The sequence below is a fragment of the Photorhabdus viridis genome, assembly GCF_040256935.1.
GTDB lineage: Bacteria > Pseudomonadota > Gammaproteobacteria > Enterobacterales > Enterobacteriaceae > Photorhabdus > Photorhabdus viridis.
The window spans coordinates 1-17,436 of record NZ_JBEJZY010000042.1; the positions used below are offsets into that span (position 1 = coordinate 1).

Genomic DNA, 17,436 nt, shown 5'->3' on the forward strand with positions numbered 1-17,436 from the left:
CATCCCCTGCACTCAAACTGATATCCCCGACCAGAGATTTTCCGTTAATTCTCCTGCCACTTGGCACCGCATTATTCGCCTTATTCACCGTTTCCGCTAAACCAAGGTTTTACGTAATCAATAAACTGACAGTAATGTTTACTAAGTCAGCCTACTAGAGCATTAAACGGGATTAAAAAGGGTAAAAATCGGGCATATTCACGTATCAATAAATGACCAAAATGACGATTATAGAAAGCAATATTGCTGGTGGTTGAATTTTGATCATTTTTTGTTCAAAAAAACAACCAAAAATAAATCACATATATTGGTAAACTATGAGGTATTCCAATTCATGGGAAGTGTTATAACCAGAATCAATTAGAGAGTTACCTAGGGGCTGTTGATGTTTCGTGTACATCTTATGGAGCCCAGTTATGAGAGCTTAACCGAATGCCATTGTCTGGCTTACAACATCTGAGGGATGGGCGCAAGCCCAAAATGACCAGCAGCAAGATCGAATCGGCTAAGAAGCTATTGACCAACGGCAGAACACACTTGGTGTGCTTTATATGACTCCAAATATCCGACTTACTGAAAAAACGGGATGGTGTTTAATAAATTCCAGATTTTCAATTAAGCCTATTTCTTTAGTTTGTGCTTTTACTTCGTTAGATTTGTACAGTTCTCCCATGCTCTGACAGGCATAAGGCATAAGGCATAAGGCATAAGGCATAAAAAAACGGGGCAATTAAGCCCCTGTGAAATGTAATTTTAAACCCAACGCTTTCGTTATTTTAAACACTGTATTAAATGTTGGGTTTGCTTCTCCAGAAAGTGCTTTATAAATACCCTCTCTACTCATTCCGACTTGTTTTGATAGCTGGCTGATATTTTTTGCTCTTGCGATATTGCCTAATGCAATAAATAAATATTTAGTATCGTTTTCCTCTATCGCTGCATTTAAATAGGTTTGAATATCTTCATCATCATTTAAAAACTCAACAACATCAAATTCTTTAAGCTCTTTATTCATGTTAAAATCCCCATTCTTTAGCTATTTCTTTTGCTTTTTTGATATCTTGTTGTTGTGTATTTTTATCGCCACCACAAAGCAACAAAACTATTTCATTATTCCTATTAGCAAAATATACCCTGTATCCCTTCCCTTGATGAATTCTTAATTCTGATATTCCACTTCCAACAGGTTCTGCATCTCCGAAATTACCCTCTTTCATTCTATCAATTCTTATAATGATTTTTGCTTTTGCGGTTTTGTCTTTCAAAGATTTTAACCATCTCTCTACTTCGGGCGTTCGATTTACTTTAATCATTTTACCCCTCATTTATTTCTATAATACTGAGTATAATACAACCTTTTGTGTTGTCAACCGCAGTTAACAGTTTTCTGGGTGTTTCACTTAAAAATTCCTCGCAAAACGTCAACCGCCCTATTACTACAGCCGTAGATACCAGAAAGTTGCATTTTCCTTGATGCTCACAACTCTGAGAAACCGCATGAATTAAGCTTTTCTATGAGTGTCTTTTCTGTTGAAAAAAGGAAGTACGGCTGTAGTACTAGTAAAATTTGAGATATTTATTATTTTCGTAAAAACAAAAAAGGCCAGCAAATGCTGGCCGATTTTAAAAACTTATTTCTTAACACCAAAATCACGATAATCTATTGGGCCTTTATTACCCGCTTGATCCAAACCATATACACAGAAACGTACTGGGGAGTCTTTCTTCATAAGAGAAATCGGTATTCTTCTATAGATAGAATATCCAGTGTGATCGTCACACTTTGTAGATTCCAGAGGACCTGATTTTATACGTAAGTCAACAATTTCCCATTGATTAAATATGGGATTAACAACCCATCTGTCTTCTGCTTCAAAAACTAATCTTATGGCGGGTTTTATTGACGGAGGCGTGTTGTCAATTTCACGTAATTTTACTGACGCGTAAGATGTATCCTGCCAGCGTTTATTTTCAGCATGTCGTCCAATAACACACATTGTGTAAATCCCTTCTTTAGAAGGTGTCAGGAGTTTATCCAGCGGTTGCTCAGTAACTGAGAAGGGTTTGCTGTACCCTTTAGGGTTTGAACAATCAGTATTACTCGCAAGTCCTTGCTTATAGCGGATTTTGTCAAAACCATCTTCACTAAGTCGTAAATTCCATGTGGCAGCGCTGCCGTTAACGGTACTCTGAGTAACAAGAGGACCACTGACGCTAATGGTGATCCCTTTGCCATCGTCAAGTTTATTTAAATCCAGTTTTCCATCATGGGTAAGTGCACGTGCAATTTTGTCGACAGGCATATAGTAACTGGCGCCTTCGCGCGAGTAACCTTTATCATCGACTAATTCACACGGCCGGCCAAGCCCACAGCCACTGTAACCCGGAGTGACGGTGGTATTTAATACGCCAATTATCTTAGATTGATTTTTCAATATGACCGGCGAACCAGAGGTTCCACCAGAAACACCCACACAATCAACAGAAACACTTGGCGTCCAATTCCATACGTGTTCATACAGGAGCGGTGTTTCTCCAAGTATGTGGCAGTCGGAATATCGCAGATAACGTTTATCACCCTCTACGCCATTGACAGGTATATGAGCAAGTTCAACAGCCTGGCCTGATGGCTTAAGTTCTTTTTGTAATGTCACCGGCAGTATTCCACGCTTTGCCAGTTCTCCATAAGTTGCTTTTAGTCTGAAAACCGCCAGGTCGCCACCTTTCATGGTTGCGTATAAAACTTTATCAATATCAACAGGTTGATGTTTATCAATCAAGTCAATAAAGTAGTTTGGTGTAAATGTCCAACCAGGGCCGGCGGGTTGATCAATAATTACTTCGTTTGTGTCTAAGCTGTCGTCAAGACAATGGCCTGCGGAGAGAATAAGCGCCTGTTGATTGGCGTCCGGTTTTTCTGAGCCGGCAATGAGTGTGGCGGTACAGAGGCCATTCGTTCTTAATTTTCCAACATGCTTAAATCGATCTGCACCCGGATCTGTCGATTTTAATAGCGGAGCTTCGTTTCTGGTGTTGGATTGCTGATGAGCAATATGCTCATTTTGGCCTTCAGGGAGTGTTTGTGCGAAACAGTTTGTTGACACAATCCCTGTAATAAGAGTAGCTAAAAAGATTTTTTTCATATTTTGACCTCAGGTTGTTTACATTTTTAATATTTCCATGTAAAGAAAACAGACGTTCAATAAAGTGATGTTTATTGCCAATCTTTTTTTAGGATTTTAATAAATCCTCTTATTGGGGTATTTAATGCTTACTAATTTATGAATTAATAAACATTTTTCTTAGCGCATAAAATCATTCTATTGGGTGCCGGTGTTCCTTACCCAATAATAAATAACATAAAAATCAGCTGAACAGTTTTATATACGGCAATAGGGCTATAACGTTCAATGGAACGAAAGCTGATAATAAGGGTTTTTCTGATATAAATTCGTCGTTATAAATGATGAATTGGCTAAATAGGGTTTAATCTCCGGGAGAATGTAAGTTTGTTAGTTGTTACTTAATTTCTCACCGGAGTATTAATTGAGGAATAATAAAAAGGTTAGCGAAATAATTCTGGTTTTACCGGAATTAATTCCAGTTCAGTTTGAAGTGTTTTTAAATAGTCAATAGCAATAGTGGCCAAAATGGGATAGAAATCATTTTCCAGTTTGGTCTCTTCAGTCAGTTCCAGATAACGATACGCCCACGGTAGTAAGTGCTGTTCTAGCAGTGTACGCGCAGCAGGTTTATGCCCTTGTTCCAAAATATAAACCAGGGCCAGCAGCATCAGGCCGAATTGATCTTCCGGCTCCCGTTGTTTGCTGGACATGACTATATTTTGTTTCGCCAGAAATTCCCGGTAAGCCAATGTGCTTTCACCTAATAACAAGTTTTCTCTGTCCAGATAAACGGATCCCCAAGGCGGCGCTGGCATGGCTCCTTGTCCTTCGAATAGGATGGAATAGTCATATTGTAGGGATTCCGCCGGCAGAGCAGCGATTTTTTTCGTCAGGTTTCCTATTTTTCCGCTATCCGGCCAGGGAAATAATTTATCAATGTCTGTAAGCAATGGAATTAGCGGACGGACTTGTTTTGATTGCGGTGAGTAATAAAAACAGGCGCCAAGAATGCGGGGTACAGTGGTATCTAATAACATCGGCAGCTCTCATTGTGATTTGGTTATACAGAGGGTGTAAGAAGCTATTTTATGACAAACGGCATCATAAACTTATATGATATGAATAGATAGTTGATTATGATCAACGATTAAGCTGTTGTGGTGTTGTTACTATCTTTGTTAACAGATTGGCGGTGGTTTTTGTTATAAGTCGTATAAGTTTATCGTCGAAAATAATAAATCCAACCGTCCTCTTGATGTGAAGAATATATATTTAATTCGCATCTTAATTCAATGGGGTTAATAAGGTTATTATAATGTGAGTGAATATATATCATTAGCTATCTAATAACTTAATAAATAGTCACGTTAAAAATAAATAAACCGCTGTCGGGTTAATACTGCACCTCAATGGTGTGGTTGGGAAGGGGGTGAAAATCCTCCGCAGCCCCCGCTGCTGTGATGCTGACAACTCCGCTGATGCCACTGGTCGGAATGACTGGGAAGGTGGCGGGGAAGGATGACGCTAAGCCAGAAGACCGACCTGACAGGTATGAGACATTCAACTCCTTCGGAGGGAAGCGGGTTGTCATCCAATGGATGTGCGCAGTGCTGATGCTGCGTCAGGCACGTCTTGTTGACACCTATTCTCGGTCGATATATCGGGAATTTTTTATGCAACAGTCAGGCAAGAAGGCGTTTGTTATTGCAGGTACGGGGAGTGGTTGCGGTAAGACCACGGTTACCCTTGGCATTTTGCGGGCGTTGATGCTGCGCGGGTTGGCTGTCCAGCCGTTTAAAGTGGGGCCGGATTATCTGGACAGCGGTTGGCACAGCTCGGTGTGTGGTGTGGCATCTCGCAATCTTGATGCGTTTATGTTGCCAACAGCGACGCTAAACGGTCTTTATAATCAGCATATGCGCCATGCTGATGTGGCCGTTATCGAAGGTGTGATGGGGTTGTATGATGGTTATGGTACGAACCCGAATTATTGCAGTAGCGCAGCAATGGCGAAACAGTTGGGATGTCCGGTGATTTTGCTGGTAGATGGTAAGGCAGTATCCACTTCTGTTGCGGCGACTGTTCTGGGTTTTTGTCATTTTGATCCCTCTCTGACAATTGCGGGCGTCATTGTTAACCGCGTCAATTCTGAAAATCATTTCGAACTCATCCGGCGTGCCATTGAACATTATTGTGGTGTTCCGGTGCTGGGGCGTTTGCCCGTGATGCAAGATGTGTCGTTGCCATCCCGCCATCTTGGTCTTATTCCTGCTCAGGAGCAGGTTGACGATGATGCCCGCTGGCAGCGGTTGGCTCAACAGGTTGAAATGTATATCAACCTTGATCGCCTGCTGGCGCTCTGTGATTGCCCTGTTTCACCTGAAGGTGAGGCGCCATCATTGCCTGATCCCGCACTGGCTGACGGCCTGACGCTGGCATTGGCGGATGATGAAGCTTTTAACTTTTATTATCCGGATAATCTGGAAATGCTGGAACGGGCAGGGGTACGTATTCACCGTTTCAGCCCACTGCATGATCGCCGTCTGCCTGATTGCCAGATGATTTATCTGGGCGGTGGCTACCCGGAAATCTATGCCGCTCAATTGGCCGCCAATGGTGCTATGCGGGAAGCTTTACAGGATGCGCATTATCGTCAGGTTCCCCTTTATGCTGAATGCGGTGGCCTGATGTACCTTGGCAGGTCATTGACCGATGGAGAAGGGAAGCGTCACCAGATGGCCGGCATTTTGCCGGGAGAAAGCCGTATGGGGACGCGGCTGATGCGCTTTGGTTACTGTCAGGCACAAGCCCGTTGTGACACGTTACTGGCTGCGAAGGGCGAAGTTCTACGCGGCCACGAGTTTCACTATTCCGATTTTATCAGTTCGGTACCTTCGGTCTTTGATTGCACGAAATGGCGTGACGGCATGGCAATCCAGCAATGGGCGGGGGGCTATCAGGTACAGCAAACGCTGGCCAGTTATCTTCATATCCATTTTGCCCAGCGTCCTGGCCTGCTTGATCGCTGGTTGATGCATGCGAGGAGGCTGTTGTGACACTTGCCGCCTGGTTTGCTGCTTTCTTGCTCGATAGCTGGTTGGGTGATCCGCCACATTGGCCTCATCCGGTACGTTGGATCGGTCATCTGATTGCATGGGTGCAACGGGCTATCCGGCGCTGTTGCCACAATGAACGAGCATTGAAAGTCGGTGGGGCAGTGTTGTGGGTAGTCGTTGTTGGCTTGACCTGGCTGATGAGTTGGGGATGTTTATGGTTGATGAACTGTATTCATCCCTGGCTCGGTTGGTTAGTCGAAGTATGGATAATTTATACCCTGTTGGCTGGCCGTTGTCTGAGTGATGCCGCTCTGGCGGTACATGGTGTGTTACAGCAGGGTTCTTTGGATGAAAGTCGCCAGCAATTGTCATGGATTGTCGGGCGCGATACTTCTCAACTGGATAAGCCGCAAATCACGCGTGCAGTGGTGGAAACGGTAGCGGAAAACAGCGTTGACGGTGTTATTGCGCCACTTTTTTTCCTGATGATTGGCGGTGCGCCGTTGGCAATGGCTTACAAAGCGGTCAATACCCTTGATTCAATGGTGGGATATAAAACGCCGGAATATCGCGCGATTGGCTATGTCTCCGCTCGTATGGATGATTTGGCAAATTGGTTACCGGCACGGCTGAGTTGGCTGTTGCTGAGTGCGGCGGCCGGGTTTATTCGGGTTGATTTTCGTCAGGCTCTGCGTATTGGCTGGCGCGATCGTTATCAGCATGCCAGTCCCAACTGTGGCTGGCCTGAAGCGACGGTTGCCGGAGCCTTGGGTATCCGCCTTGGCGGTCCGAATTACTACTTTGGCGAACGGGTAGATAAACCCTGGATTGGTGATGAACGCCGTGAAATCGCGCTGATGGATATCCCGCTCAGTATCCACTTGATGATGATAGCTTCGCAATTGGCCTTACTGTTGTTTGCGTTGCTGCGCTTATTGTTGGTCGGAATGGCTTAGAAAAGGGCAACGAATATGAACTATCTCCAGAAACCTCAGCAAATTGAACAGAATAGCTTCGCAATCATTGGCGATATTATTGCTAGTGAGCGCCCTGATTATCGTTTTGTGGATGAGATACAGGAAGCGGTGATTAAACGGGTGATCCACACTACCGCAGATTTTGACTGGTTGGATATTTTATGGTTCTCACCGGATGTGCTGACCCGTATTACTGAAGCATTGCGTCGGGGGTGCATTCTGTATACCGATACCACGATGGCTCAGTCCGGTATCAACAAGACGTTGTTACAGCAGATGGGCTGTGAATGCCGTTGTTATATCAGTGATCCGCGTGTGGTAACGATGGCGAAAGCGCAGGGTATTACCCGTTCTATGGCAGCGGTAGATGTCGCATTGGCTGAGGAAGGCGACAAAATATTCGTGTTCGGTAATGCGCCGACAGCGCTGTTCCGCCTACTGGAAAGACGGGCTTCACCACTGGCGGTGATCGGGGTGCCGGTCGGATTTGTCGGCGCGGCAGAATCGAAAGCGGCGTTGATGCAAAGCGAATTGCCTTATATCGCAGCCGCAGGCCGTAAAGGTGGGAGCAATATCGCGGCGGCGATTGTCAATGCCATTCTGTATCGGTTGCAGGAGGCACAATGAGCGATACGATACAATTAGACAGCATCTGGCATAACGGTAAACAGTATCGCAAAGGTTATACCACCGGCTCCTGCGCCACTGCCGCCGCCAAGGTTGCCGCATTGATGGTGTTGCGTCAGCAAGTTATTGACCATGTTTCTATTGTTACCCCTTCCGGCGTGACATTACGCCTTAATGTCGAACAGCCGCTGATTGAAGGCCAACAGGCTACTGCCGCTATCCGTAAAGATGGCGGCGACGATGTGGATGCGACTCATGGCATGTTGATTTTTGCCCGTGTCACGTTGTGCGATCACGGTGAAATCCATCTGAGCGGCGGGGAAGGTGTTGGTACGGTTACCCGTAAAGGTGTCGGGTTGCCGGTGGGCAGTGCCGCCATTAACCGTACTCCACGTCAGACTATTGAGGCAGCGGTACGGGAGGCCATTGGCCCGATGCGGGGGGCAGAGGTGGAGATCTTTGCTCCGGAAGGCGAAGAGCGGGCAAAGAAAACCTATAACGGCAAGTTGGGGATACTTGGCGGTATTTCCATTATTGGGACCACCGGTATTGTCACGCCAATGTCGGAGGAGAGTTGGAAACGTTCACTGGCGATTGAGCTGGAAATGAAACGAGCTGCGGGAGCCGAAAAGGTCATTCTGGTTCCCGGCAATCACGGCGAGCGTTTTGTGCGTGAACAATTGAGGCTTGATGGTCAGCTGGTGGTGACGATGAGTAACTTTGTCGGCTACATGTTGCAGGAAGCGGTTCGGCTTGGGTTCCGCCATATCATGCTGGTAGGACATCCCGGCAAACTGGTGAAGGTAGCTGCGGGGATTTTTCATACTCACAGTCACATTGCTGATGGTCGCATAGAAACATTGATTGCCTATCTGGCCCTGATGGGGGCGCCGCAGGCCCTTCTGTTGGAGGTGAATCGCTGCGATACCACGGAAGCTGCGATGGAACTGATTGCGGAGTATGGTTTGCAAGCGGTTTATGACCGTATTGCCGAACGAATTTGTGAACGGATGAGCGAGATGTTGCGTTTTGCCGTTAACCCACCGCGTTGTGACGCCATTATGTTCTCCTTTGATAATCAGATCCTCGGCGCCAGCCGTCCGTTGAACGACATTTTGGAGGAGATGCGATGATCACTGTTGTCGGTATTGGTCCCGGTGATACGGCGTATCTGACGCCACAGGCGCAGCACTATATCACTGACGCGGAGGTACTGGTCGGCGGCAGGCGTCACCTGGAGATATTTAGCGGCATCACCCATGAAACCCGCGTGCTGGATGCTGATCTTGCCAGTTTGCTTGTCTGGCTACAGAACAACAGTACACGTCATATTGTGGTGTTGGCGTCCGGTGATCCGTTGTTGTATGGCATCGGCAAATTGTTATCTGAATATTTTACCGCAGATAATCTGCGCATCATTCCCGGTATCAGTTCAATTCAATATCTGTGTGCCAAAGCGGCACTGGATATGAACGATATCTATCTGACCAGCAGTCACGGGCGTACCCCGGATTTCGACTGGATTCTGCAACACGACAAAGTAGCAATGGTAACTGATGGGCGCGTCGGCCCGCGGGCAATTGCGGAGGCCATTATTGCGCGTGGCCTGAGCCGTACATTGATTATTGGTGAAAACCTCTCTTTGCCTAATGAGCGTATTCACCGTCTGCGGCCAGAAGCGGTGGCGACTGACTATGACATGAACGTAGTGGTGATCCTATGAGAGATGACGAATTTTTACGCGGACAGAAAGTACCGATGACCAAAGAGCCGGTTCGTGCACTGGCATTGGAGCGGTTGGAATTGAATCATGCCAGCCAGTTGATTGATGTGGGAGCGGGTACCGGTAGCGTGGCGCTGGAGGCGGCGCTGCGATTCCCGGCGCTGACGGTCGCCGCCATTGAACGTAACCCTGCGGCACTGGCTTTGATTGGGGAGAATCGTCAGCGGTTGGGTTGCCATAATGTGGAGATCATCGCTGGAGAGGCCCCGTTGGCGTTGGATGTAATGGCTGATGCGGTATTTATTGGCGGCAGCGGGGGCCAATTAACGGCACTGATCGACTGGGCGCTGGAGCACATGTACCCTGGCGGCCGTTTGGTGCTGACGTTCATTTTGCTGAATAACCTGAATGACGCGCTGGCGCATTTGCGGACGTGTCAGATAAGTGATTTGGAGTGCATACAACTACAGGCGTCTACTCTGGCATCACTTGGCAGCGGCCACTATTTCAAGCCGAATAATCCGACGTATCTGATTTCCTGTTACAAGGAGAAGATCGATGTCTGAACATTTTGATCCTCGGAAAGTCTGGTTTGTGGGGGCCGGGCCGGGTGATAAGGCGTTGATCACCCTGAAAGGCTATCGTTTGTTGCAACAGGCGCAAGTGGTGATTTACGCCGGTTCGTTGATTAACACCGAACTGCTGGATTACTGCCCGCCAGAAGCTGAATGCTATGACAGCGCCGGTCTGACGCTGGAACAAATTGTTGCACTGATGGTGGATGGCGTACATGCGGGTAAATTGGTGGTTCGATTGCAAACCGGTGATCTCTCGTTATACGGCTCTATCCGTGAGCAGGGGGAAGCTCTAACGGATGCTGGCATTGGTTTTGTTTCGGTGCCGGGCGTCAGTGCTTTTCTTGGCGCGGCGGCGCAGTTAGGGGTGGAGTACACCGTGCCGGAAGTGTCGCAAAGCCTGATTATCACCCGGATTGAAGGGCGTACACCAGTGCCGCCGCTCGAACAGTTGGAATCCTTTGCCGCTCATCAAACTTCGATGGCGATTTATCTTTCTGTACAGAAGATGAAGCATGTGGCTGCGCGTCTTCAGGCCGGTGGTTATCCTGCGACCACTCCGGTGGCGGTGATATACAAAGCGACCTGGGCTGAAAGTTGCACCGTGCGCGGTACGCTGGCCGATATCGCCGAAAAAGTACAAGCAGCGGGTATCCGTAAAACCGCTTTGATTCTGGTCGGTGCTTTCCTGGGAGAGGAATACCACTATTCCAGGCTCTACGATGCGGGGTTTAGCCATGAATATCGCCGGGCATGAATCGATCGCGGTGTTCTGTTTGACTCCGGGCGGGGTCAGATTGGTGCGAAGGTTGAGAACGCATCTGCCGCTGACCTGTTTTACCAGTGAAAAGCTGCTGGAGCCGGGGTTTATTCCTTTTAATGGCAGTTTTGGCGATACCTTGCGTGAGGCATTTAAACATTATTCGGCGCTGGTGGTGGTTGTAGCGCTGGGGATCACCGTACGAATGATTGCGCCACTGATAAACGACAAAATGCATGATCCAGCGGTAGTGGTGATTGATGAGCGTGGTCAACATGTCATCAGTTTACTATCCGGTCATGTGGGTGGCGCTAATGCATTGACTCATTATCTGGCTGAGCTGTTGGGGGCCGATCCGGTGATTACTACCGCTACGGATATCAACGGGGTAGCGGCGCTGGATACTCTTGCCACTCAGTTAAACGCGGATATGCAGGATTTTCGCCATGTGGTGAAAGTGGTAAACCAAATGCTGGTCAGCGGTCAGAAAGTCGGGCTGTGGTGGGATGAATCACTGCTTAACGAACGTGAACATTTTGATACCCGGGGTTTTGTCCCAATAGCGAGTCTGGCGGCATTGCCGGCGTTGGATGTGCTGGTGTGTGTCACGTTGCGCGATTCTCTGCCCGAACTGCCTCTGCCGGTTTATAAATTGGTGCCGAAGCGTGTTGTGGCCGGGATCGGCTGCCGCCGGGACACCCCGCTGCAAACACTGATTGAGTTATTGCAGCAGCAGATGGCGGAAAATCATTTTGATCTGATGGCGCTGAGTGCCATCGGCAGCGTTGTCATCAAGAAGGATGAGCCGGCGTTGAATCAGCTTGCACAGCGTTGGTGTGTACCGTTTAAGTTATTCAGTGTTAATGAATTAAGTCGCCATGAGCAACGTTTTCCCGCTTCCGATTTTGTCCGCCGGACGGTAGGGGTTGGCAGTGTTTCACAACCTGTCGCCTGGTTGATGAGCGAAGGGAAACTGGTTGGCCGGACCCTGCGTCAGCAGGGCGTCACTATCACTTTGGGGGTATCACAATTATGTTAACCGTAATCGGCATTGGGCCAGGCAATGAATCTATGATGACGCAGGATGCCATTGCGGCGATCCGCGAAGCTGAAATTATTGTCGGCTATAAAACCTACACCCATTTGGTCAAACATCTGACGATGGATAAAGAAGTGATTAAGACTGGCATGTGTAAGGAGATTGAACGCTGCCAGACAGCGATTGATTTGGCGTTATCCGGTCGTAAAGTGGCGCTGATCAGCAGTGGGGATGCAGGGATCTACGGCATGGCCGGTTTAGTGCTGGAGTTGGTTTGCCAGCAACAGTGCGATCTTGAGGTCAAACTGGTGGCCGGGATCACCGCTAGCATTGCCGCGGCTACGTTACTGGGGGCACCGTTGATGCACGATTTTTGTCATATCAGCTTGAGCGATTTGTTGACGCCGTGGCCGGTGATTGAGAAACGTGTTATTGCCGCAGCGCAGGCCGACTTTGTTGTTTGTTTCTATAACCCACGCAGTCGTGGCCGTGAAGGGCACCTTGCCAAAGCGTTTGAACTTATGAGCCCATGGAAAGATCCGCATACGCCGGTGGGGGTGGTAAAAGCCGCCGGGCGTAAAAAGCAGGATAAATGGATTACCACTTTCGGCGAGATGGATTTTTCACCTGTAGATATGACCAGTCTGGTGATCGTTGGCAATCATACTACCTATTGCCGGGATGGACTGATGATCACGCCACGGGGGTATGAGCTATGAGCCATCCGGCTATCCATGTTTTCGGCGGTACTAGTGACGCCCGGCTGATTTGCCGGGCACTGGACGCGGCAGGAGCGCGTTACCGTCTCTCGGTTGCTACCGATGCCGGTAGACAACTGGCGGGTGATATTCAGGGAGAGGTGGTGGTGGGACGTATGGATGCCGAGGCGATGGCGCACTGTTTTGATCAGCATCAGGTAGGTTGGGTAATTGATGCGTCACATCCTTACGCAGACGCGTTAACTCACAACGTGATCGCCGCTTGTCGCCAATTATCACTGCGGTTTACCCGTTATCAACGTCCCAGTGAGATTGACTTACTGAATCATCCGTTGTTGCACAAAGTCGATAGTGTGGAGGCCGCTTGCGACGTTGCCCGGACTCTGGGGCCGCGGGTATTGCTGACCACCGGCAGTAAACAACTGGCGCTGTATCAGCGTTTACTGCCGGAAAAAACTTTACTGGTACGGGTATTGCCGACGGCTGAGGTACTGATTCAGTGTGAGGCTCTGGGGTTGGGGGTCGATCACATTATCGCATTGCGTGGACCATTCACGGCTGAATTCAATCATGCGTTGTATGAGTTTTGCTGCCCTGATGTGGTGATCACTAAAGAATCTGGTGCTGAGGGGGGATATCAACAGAAAGTGGCTCCCTGCTTAGCACTCAATATTCCCTGTATTGTTGTGTGTCGTCCTGCACAGACCTTACAAACAGATGAAGGAGAGCAGATTAGTTCGCTGGATGAGTTTGTCCAACACCTGACCCAATGGCAGGAACAACGAGGGCAATAAGAGGGCAACAAAAAAGAGGGCAATAAAATGAAAAAAGCATTGTTAATCATCAGCTTTGGTACCAGTTATCAGCAGACCCGGCAAAAGAATATTGATGCTTGTGAGCGGCAATTGTCGGCGGCTTACCCTGATCGTGATCTGTATCGTGCATTCACTTCAGGAATGATCATCCGCAAATTGCAAAAACGTGATGGCCTACAGGTGGATAACCCACGTCAGGCGCTGGAGCGTTTGGTCAATGAAGGTTATCAAGATGTGGCTATTCAGTCCTTGCATGTTATCAACGGTGACGAGTATGAGAAGATCGTCAGTGAAGTGAGCGCCTTTAGTGAGCGTTTCCAACGTTTGGTTGTGGGTATGCCGTTGCTTAACAGTTTTGCCGATTATCAACAACTGCTTATTGCCTTGGAAAATCAGATGCCGCCACTGGCTGCGGATGAGCGCGTGGTGTTTATGGGACATGGCACCAGTCATCATGCGTTTTCTGTCTACGCCTGTCTGGATCACCTGATGAGTTCACTTAATTTTCCGGCGTTGGTGGGAGCGGTGGAAAGTTACCCGGAAATCGGCCATCTCATCATCCGTTTGCGGCGGCAGGCCGTGCGTAAGGTACATTTGATGCCATTAATGCTGGTGGCCGGCGATCATGCAATCAACGATATGGCATCAGACGAGCCGGACTCTTGGCGTTCCCAGTTGGAGGCCGTTGGGATCAGCACGCAATCTTGGTTACAAGGATTAGGTGAAAATCCGTTGATTCGCCAAATGTTTGTTCAACACCTGAACGCCGCGTTGCAGTCAGATCAGCGGGAGGTGGCGTGATGAAGGGGAGACTTTATGCCATGGGCGTCGGTCCTGGCGCCAGTGATTTAATTACTGTACGGGCTACCCGGATACTGGCCCGTCTTGATGTGCTTTATGCACCCGCCGGGCGTAAAGGAGGAGATAGTCTGGCGCTCTCTATCGTGCGTGAATACCTGTTACCCCACACTGAAATTCGCACCTGCCATTTCCCGATGAGCAGTAACGGCGAAGAAAAACAGGCGGTGTGGGATGAAGTGGCGCAACAACTGAAAGATGAAGTGGTTATGGGGCGGCAAGTCGGGTTTATCACATTGGGTGATGCCATGCTGTTCAGTACCTGGGTCTTTTTGCTGGCGCGTATTGGCAGGCAGGAATGGCTGGAAATTGTACCGGGTATCACTTCTTTTGCCGCTATTGCCGCGCGAACCGTAATGCCGCTTGCCATGGAGCAGCAATCAATGGCGGTCATGTCTTGTACCGCGCCGGAAGCTGAGTTGGAACAGGCATTGCAAACCCATGATTGTGTCGTGCTGATGAAAGTTTATAACCGTTTTGCCACCGTGCGTGCGTTGCTGGCACGCTTGAATCTGTTTGAACATGCTTTGCTGATGGCAGACGCCTCATTGCCGGGTGAGCAGTGCTGGCGTTGTCTGGATCAGGTAGCTGCCGATCAGCGGCTACCCTATTTCTCCACCATTTTGGTGAATAAACAATGGCATACCAAGGAGTAGATTATGGAACAACAGCTAAAGAAACTCTCGTTGACCGGGTTGGCAATGGCAGTCTTGTTGATGCTGGTGCCGGAGCAAGCCTTTGCCATGCACGTTATGGAAGGTTTTTTGCCTCCTATTTGGGCATTGGCCTGGTGGGTTCTGTTTTTGCCTTGTCTGTTTATGGGGTTGGTACGATTGAGACAGATTGTCAGTGATGACAGTAATCAGAAAGTGCTGCTGGCGTTGTGTGGGGCATTTATTTTCGTGCTGTCCGCATTGAAAATTCCATCAGTTACGGGTAGTTGCTCTCATCCGACTGGGGTAGGTCTGGCGGTGATCTTATTTGGTCCTTCGGTCGTGGCAGTACTTGGGGTCATTGTTCTGTTATTTCAGGCGCTGCTACTGGCGCATGGTGGTCTGACAACCCTTGGCGCTAATGGTATGTCAATGGCCGTGCTTGGTCCGATTGTGGGTTATTGGGTCTGGCGTTTAGCCAATAAAATCGGATTCCGGCGTGATGTTGCCGTGTTCCTCTGTGCCATGATCGCGGATCTGGTGACCTATTTCGTCACGTCGGTGCAGTTGGGAGTGGCTTTCCCAGAGCCTGAATTCGGTATTAGCGGTTCTATCGTTAAGTTTATGAGTGTGTTCTGCCTGACTCAGATCCCGATTGCAATTGCGGAAGGTTTGCTCACTGTACTGATTTACGATCAGTTAACTAAACGTCATCTTATACACGTCAGGAGTCATTAACATGAAAAAGACCATTACCTTGCTGGTGCTGCTAATCGCGTTGGTTATTCTGCCGTTCTTCATTAACCACGGAGGCGAATATGGCGGCGCTGATGGAGAAGCAGAGGCGCTGATTCAGGTCACTGCTCCAGATTATGAACCCTGGTTCCAGCCACTATATGAGCCGGCCAGCGGAGAGATTGAAAGTTTACTGTTCACCTTGCAAGGCTCATTAGGAGCAGCGGTGATCTTCTATATTCTGGGTTACTACCGGAGTAAGCGCAGTGAGCATGTTGGGAATTGATCGACTAAGTTATCAAAGCCGCTGGCGGCGGGTTGATCCGATGGCAAAACTGGCGCTCTATGGCTTGTTTCTGCTACTGGCGATGATCAGCCCGCCGCGCTACCAGGCCTTGCTATTGCTGGTGATTGCGGCGCTGACCTGCTATCTGTTGCGGATCGGGCCACGTCGCTATCTGCTTTGGTTGTCTGTACCGTTATCATTCTTACTGGTGGGACTGATAGCCATTGTGCTATCGGTTTCCCGTCAGCCGGACGCCCTGTGGTGGGGCGTTCAAATAGGGCAGTTTTGGTTCGGTATTGATAAAGCAGGGCTGACCACCGCCAATCAGACAATGTGGCGCAGCCTGGCCGCATTGGCGGCTACCTTCTGGTTTGTGCTTAATACCCCGTTTCCACAATTGATCCAACTGTTGAAACGTTGTCATGTCCCGGATCTATTAACGGAACAGATCCTGCTGACTTGGCGTTTTATCTTTATTTTTATTGATGAGGCGGCGGCGATCCATCGTGCGCAATCCCTGCGGTTTGGTTACACGTCGTTGGGAAGTGGCTACCGTTCACTGGCAATGTTAGTTAGTATGCTATTTACGCGTGTGATGGTCCGTTATCAGCAAATGATCGTTTCGCTGGATATCAAACTTTATCAGGGGAATTTTCACCTGTAAGGACAGGATTCCGATGTTAGCTACCCGACAGTTAAGTTTCAGTTATCAGGATGAGCCCGTCTTACAGAATTTGACCATGGATTTTAGCCGACATGCCGTTACCGGCCTGTTGGGGGCAAATGGTTGCGGTAAATCCACGTTGTTTATGAATCTGAGCGGCATTCTGCGTCCTCAACAGGGTGAGGTTTTATGGCAAGACCAGCCTATCGGTTATGGTAAAGCCCATTTGCGGGCTTTGCGCCAGCGGGTGACGACGGTATTTCAGGATCCGGAACAGCAAATCTTCTATACCGACATCGACAGTGACATCGCTTTCAGTTTACGTAATCTTGGCATTGATGAGGCGCTGATTGCGCAGCGTGTTGAACGGGCGCTGGCGCTGGTGGATGCTCATGAATTCCGTCATAAGCCAATCCAACATCTGAGTCATGGACAAAAAAAACGTGTTGCAATAGCGGGGGCATTGGTGATGGAAGCGGAATATCTGCTGTTGGATGAACCGACCGCCGGGTTGGACCCTTCTGGCCGACAACATATGATCGCTATCATCGAACGTATTGTGGCAGAAGGAAAACGGGTGATTATTTCCAGCCATGATATCGATTTAATCTACAACGTCTGTGATTATCTGTACGTACTATCCCACGGTAAATTGGTCTGTGCAGGTGAAACTGCCGAGGTTTTTCTGCAACATGAACAATTGCAGGCTGCCGGACTAGTGCAACCTTGGTTGGTTAAGATCCACAGCGAATTGGGGTTGCCATTGTGTAAAACTGAGGAGCAACTTTTTGCTCTGCTACGTCAGCGTAATAATTAAGGAAATG

At 48.5% G+C, this 17,436-nt stretch carries 20 protein-coding genes and 1 riboswitch; of the genes, 16 read left to right on the forward strand and 4 right to left on the reverse strand.

All coding sequences use genetic code 11. The annotated features are described in order from the left end of the window. Positions 1 to 730: 730 nt before the first annotated feature. The 4 genes from ABR397_RS17025 to dmsD all read right to left on the reverse strand — a co-directional run bounded on the left by ABR397_RS17025 (position 731) and on the right by dmsD (position 4,162). Complete coding sequence (locus ABR397_RS17025; protein WP_350306805.1) at positions 731 to 1,015, reverse strand: addiction module antidote protein; 285 nt, start codon at positions 1,013 to 1,015, stop codon at positions 731 to 733. 1 nt (position 1,016) lies between these two features. Then, a complete protein-coding gene (locus tag ABR397_RS17030) occupies positions 1,017 to 1,313 on the reverse strand; it encodes a type II toxin-antitoxin system RelE/ParE family toxin (protein WP_350306806.1) in 297 nt (98 codons plus the stop codon). 318 nt (positions 1,314 to 1,631) lie between these two features. Continuing rightward, complete coding sequence (locus tag ABR397_RS17035; RefSeq protein WP_350306807.1) at positions 1,632 to 3,143, reverse strand: trypsin-like serine peptidase; 1,512 nt, start codon at positions 3,141 to 3,143, stop codon at positions 1,632 to 1,634. A 422-nt stretch (positions 3,144 to 3,565) separates the two neighbouring features. Then, positions 3,566 to 4,162, reverse strand: coding sequence for a Tat proofreading chaperone DmsD (dmsD, locus tag ABR397_RS17040; protein ID WP_350306808.1), 597 nt, complete (start codon positions 4,160 to 4,162; stop codon positions 3,566 to 3,568). Positions 4,163 to 4,498: 336 nt separating this feature from the next. Then, a riboswitch (cobalamin riboswitch) is annotated at positions 4,499 to 4,685 on the forward strand. Between the two features lie 113 nt (positions 4,686 to 4,798). Between dmsD and ABR397_RS17045 the strand changes: the two genes are divergently transcribed. From ABR397_RS17045 to ABR397_RS17120, 16 genes are read left to right on the forward strand one after another with little or no spacing between them, the layout of a single operon-like run. Beyond that, positions 4,799 to 6,181: a cobyrinate a,c-diamide synthase gene (locus ABR397_RS17045; protein ID WP_350306809.1), complete on the forward strand. Its 1,383-nt coding sequence runs from the start codon at positions 4,799 to 4,801 to the stop codon at positions 6,179 to 6,181. Next, a complete protein-coding gene (cbiB, locus tag ABR397_RS17050; protein ID WP_350306810.1) occupies positions 6,178 to 7,137 on the forward strand; it encodes an adenosylcobinamide-phosphate synthase CbiB in 960 nt (319 codons plus the stop codon). Before ABR397_RS17045 ends, cbiB begins: the two co-directional genes overlap by 4 nt. Before the next feature lie 15 nt (positions 7,138 to 7,152). Next, positions 7,153 to 7,785 (forward strand): cobalt-precorrin-8 methylmutase, encoded by a 633-nt coding sequence (locus ABR397_RS17055; RefSeq protein WP_350306811.1) that lies wholly within the window; start codon positions 7,153 to 7,155, stop codon positions 7,783 to 7,785. Then, positions 7,782 to 8,918 carry a cobalt-precorrin-5B (C(1))-methyltransferase CbiD gene (gene cbiD, locus ABR397_RS17060; protein WP_350306812.1) on the forward strand — a complete coding sequence of 379 codons (1,137 nt, stop codon included), beginning with the start codon at positions 7,782 to 7,784 and terminating at the stop codon, positions 8,916 to 8,918. The genes ABR397_RS17055 and cbiD overlap by 4 nt, the downstream gene beginning before the upstream one ends. Then, on the forward strand, positions 8,915 to 9,508 hold the full coding sequence (locus ABR397_RS17065) for a cobalt-precorrin-7 (C(5))-methyltransferase (RefSeq protein ID WP_350306813.1): 594 nt from the start codon (positions 8,915 to 8,917) through the stop codon (positions 9,506 to 9,508). Before cbiD ends, ABR397_RS17065 begins: the two co-directional genes overlap by 4 nt. Beyond that, positions 9,505 to 10,074, forward strand: a complete 570-nt coding sequence (locus ABR397_RS17070) for a decarboxylating cobalt-precorrin-6B (C(15))-methyltransferase (protein WP_350306814.1) — start codon at positions 9,505 to 9,507, stop codon at positions 10,072 to 10,074. Before ABR397_RS17065 ends, ABR397_RS17070 begins: the two co-directional genes overlap by 4 nt. Next, positions 10,067 to 10,840: a cobalt-precorrin-4 methyltransferase gene (locus ABR397_RS17075; protein WP_350306815.1), complete on the forward strand. Its 774-nt coding sequence runs from the start codon at positions 10,067 to 10,069 to the stop codon at positions 10,838 to 10,840. The genes ABR397_RS17070 and ABR397_RS17075 overlap by 8 nt, the downstream gene beginning before the upstream one ends. Continuing rightward, positions 10,821 to 11,882, forward strand: a complete 1,062-nt coding sequence (cbiG, locus tag ABR397_RS17080; protein WP_350306816.1) for a cobalt-precorrin 5A hydrolase — start codon at positions 10,821 to 10,823, stop codon at positions 11,880 to 11,882. Before ABR397_RS17075 ends, cbiG begins: the two co-directional genes overlap by 20 nt. Further along, on the forward strand, positions 11,876 to 12,601 hold the full coding sequence (locus ABR397_RS17085) for a precorrin-3B C(17)-methyltransferase (RefSeq protein ID WP_036840078.1): 726 nt from the start codon (positions 11,876 to 11,878) through the stop codon (positions 12,599 to 12,601). Before cbiG ends, ABR397_RS17085 begins: the two co-directional genes overlap by 7 nt. Next, on the forward strand, positions 12,598 to 13,395 hold the full coding sequence (locus ABR397_RS17090) for a cobalt-precorrin-6A reductase (RefSeq protein WP_350306817.1): 798 nt from the start codon (positions 12,598 to 12,600) through the stop codon (positions 13,393 to 13,395). Before ABR397_RS17085 ends, ABR397_RS17090 begins: the two co-directional genes overlap by 4 nt. 27 nt (positions 13,396 to 13,422) lie before the next feature. Then, positions 13,423 to 14,217, forward strand: coding sequence for a sirohydrochlorin cobaltochelatase (gene cbiK / locus ABR397_RS17095; RefSeq protein ID WP_350306818.1), 795 nt, complete (start codon positions 13,423 to 13,425; stop codon positions 14,215 to 14,217). Continuing rightward, on the forward strand, positions 14,217 to 14,930 hold the full coding sequence (locus ABR397_RS17100; RefSeq protein ID WP_350306819.1) for a cobalt-factor II C(20)-methyltransferase: 714 nt from the start codon (positions 14,217 to 14,219) through the stop codon (positions 14,928 to 14,930). The genes cbiK and ABR397_RS17100 overlap by 1 nt, the downstream gene beginning before the upstream one ends. 3 nt (positions 14,931 to 14,933) lie before the next feature. After that, a complete protein-coding gene (cbiM, locus tag ABR397_RS17105) occupies positions 14,934 to 15,665 on the forward strand; it encodes a cobalt ECF transporter S component CbiM (protein ID WP_350306820.1) in 732 nt (243 codons plus the stop codon). Between the two features lies 1 nt (position 15,666). Further along, the gene (locus ABR397_RS17110; RefSeq protein WP_021324508.1) at positions 15,667 to 15,948 is read left to right on the forward strand and encodes an energy-coupling factor ABC transporter substrate-binding protein; all 282 of its coding nucleotides are present in this window, start codon (positions 15,667 to 15,669) and stop codon (positions 15,946 to 15,948) included. After that, on the forward strand, positions 15,935 to 16,612 hold the full coding sequence (locus ABR397_RS17115) for an energy-coupling factor ABC transporter transmembrane protein (protein ID WP_350306844.1): 678 nt from the start codon (positions 15,935 to 15,937) through the stop codon (positions 16,610 to 16,612). Before ABR397_RS17110 ends, ABR397_RS17115 begins: the two co-directional genes overlap by 14 nt. A gap of 13 nt (positions 16,613 to 16,625) precedes the next feature. Further along, a complete protein-coding gene (locus ABR397_RS17120; RefSeq protein WP_036840064.1) occupies positions 16,626 to 17,429 on the forward strand; it encodes an ATP-binding cassette domain-containing protein in 804 nt (267 codons plus the stop codon). Positions 17,430 to 17,436 lie beyond the last annotated feature (7 nt).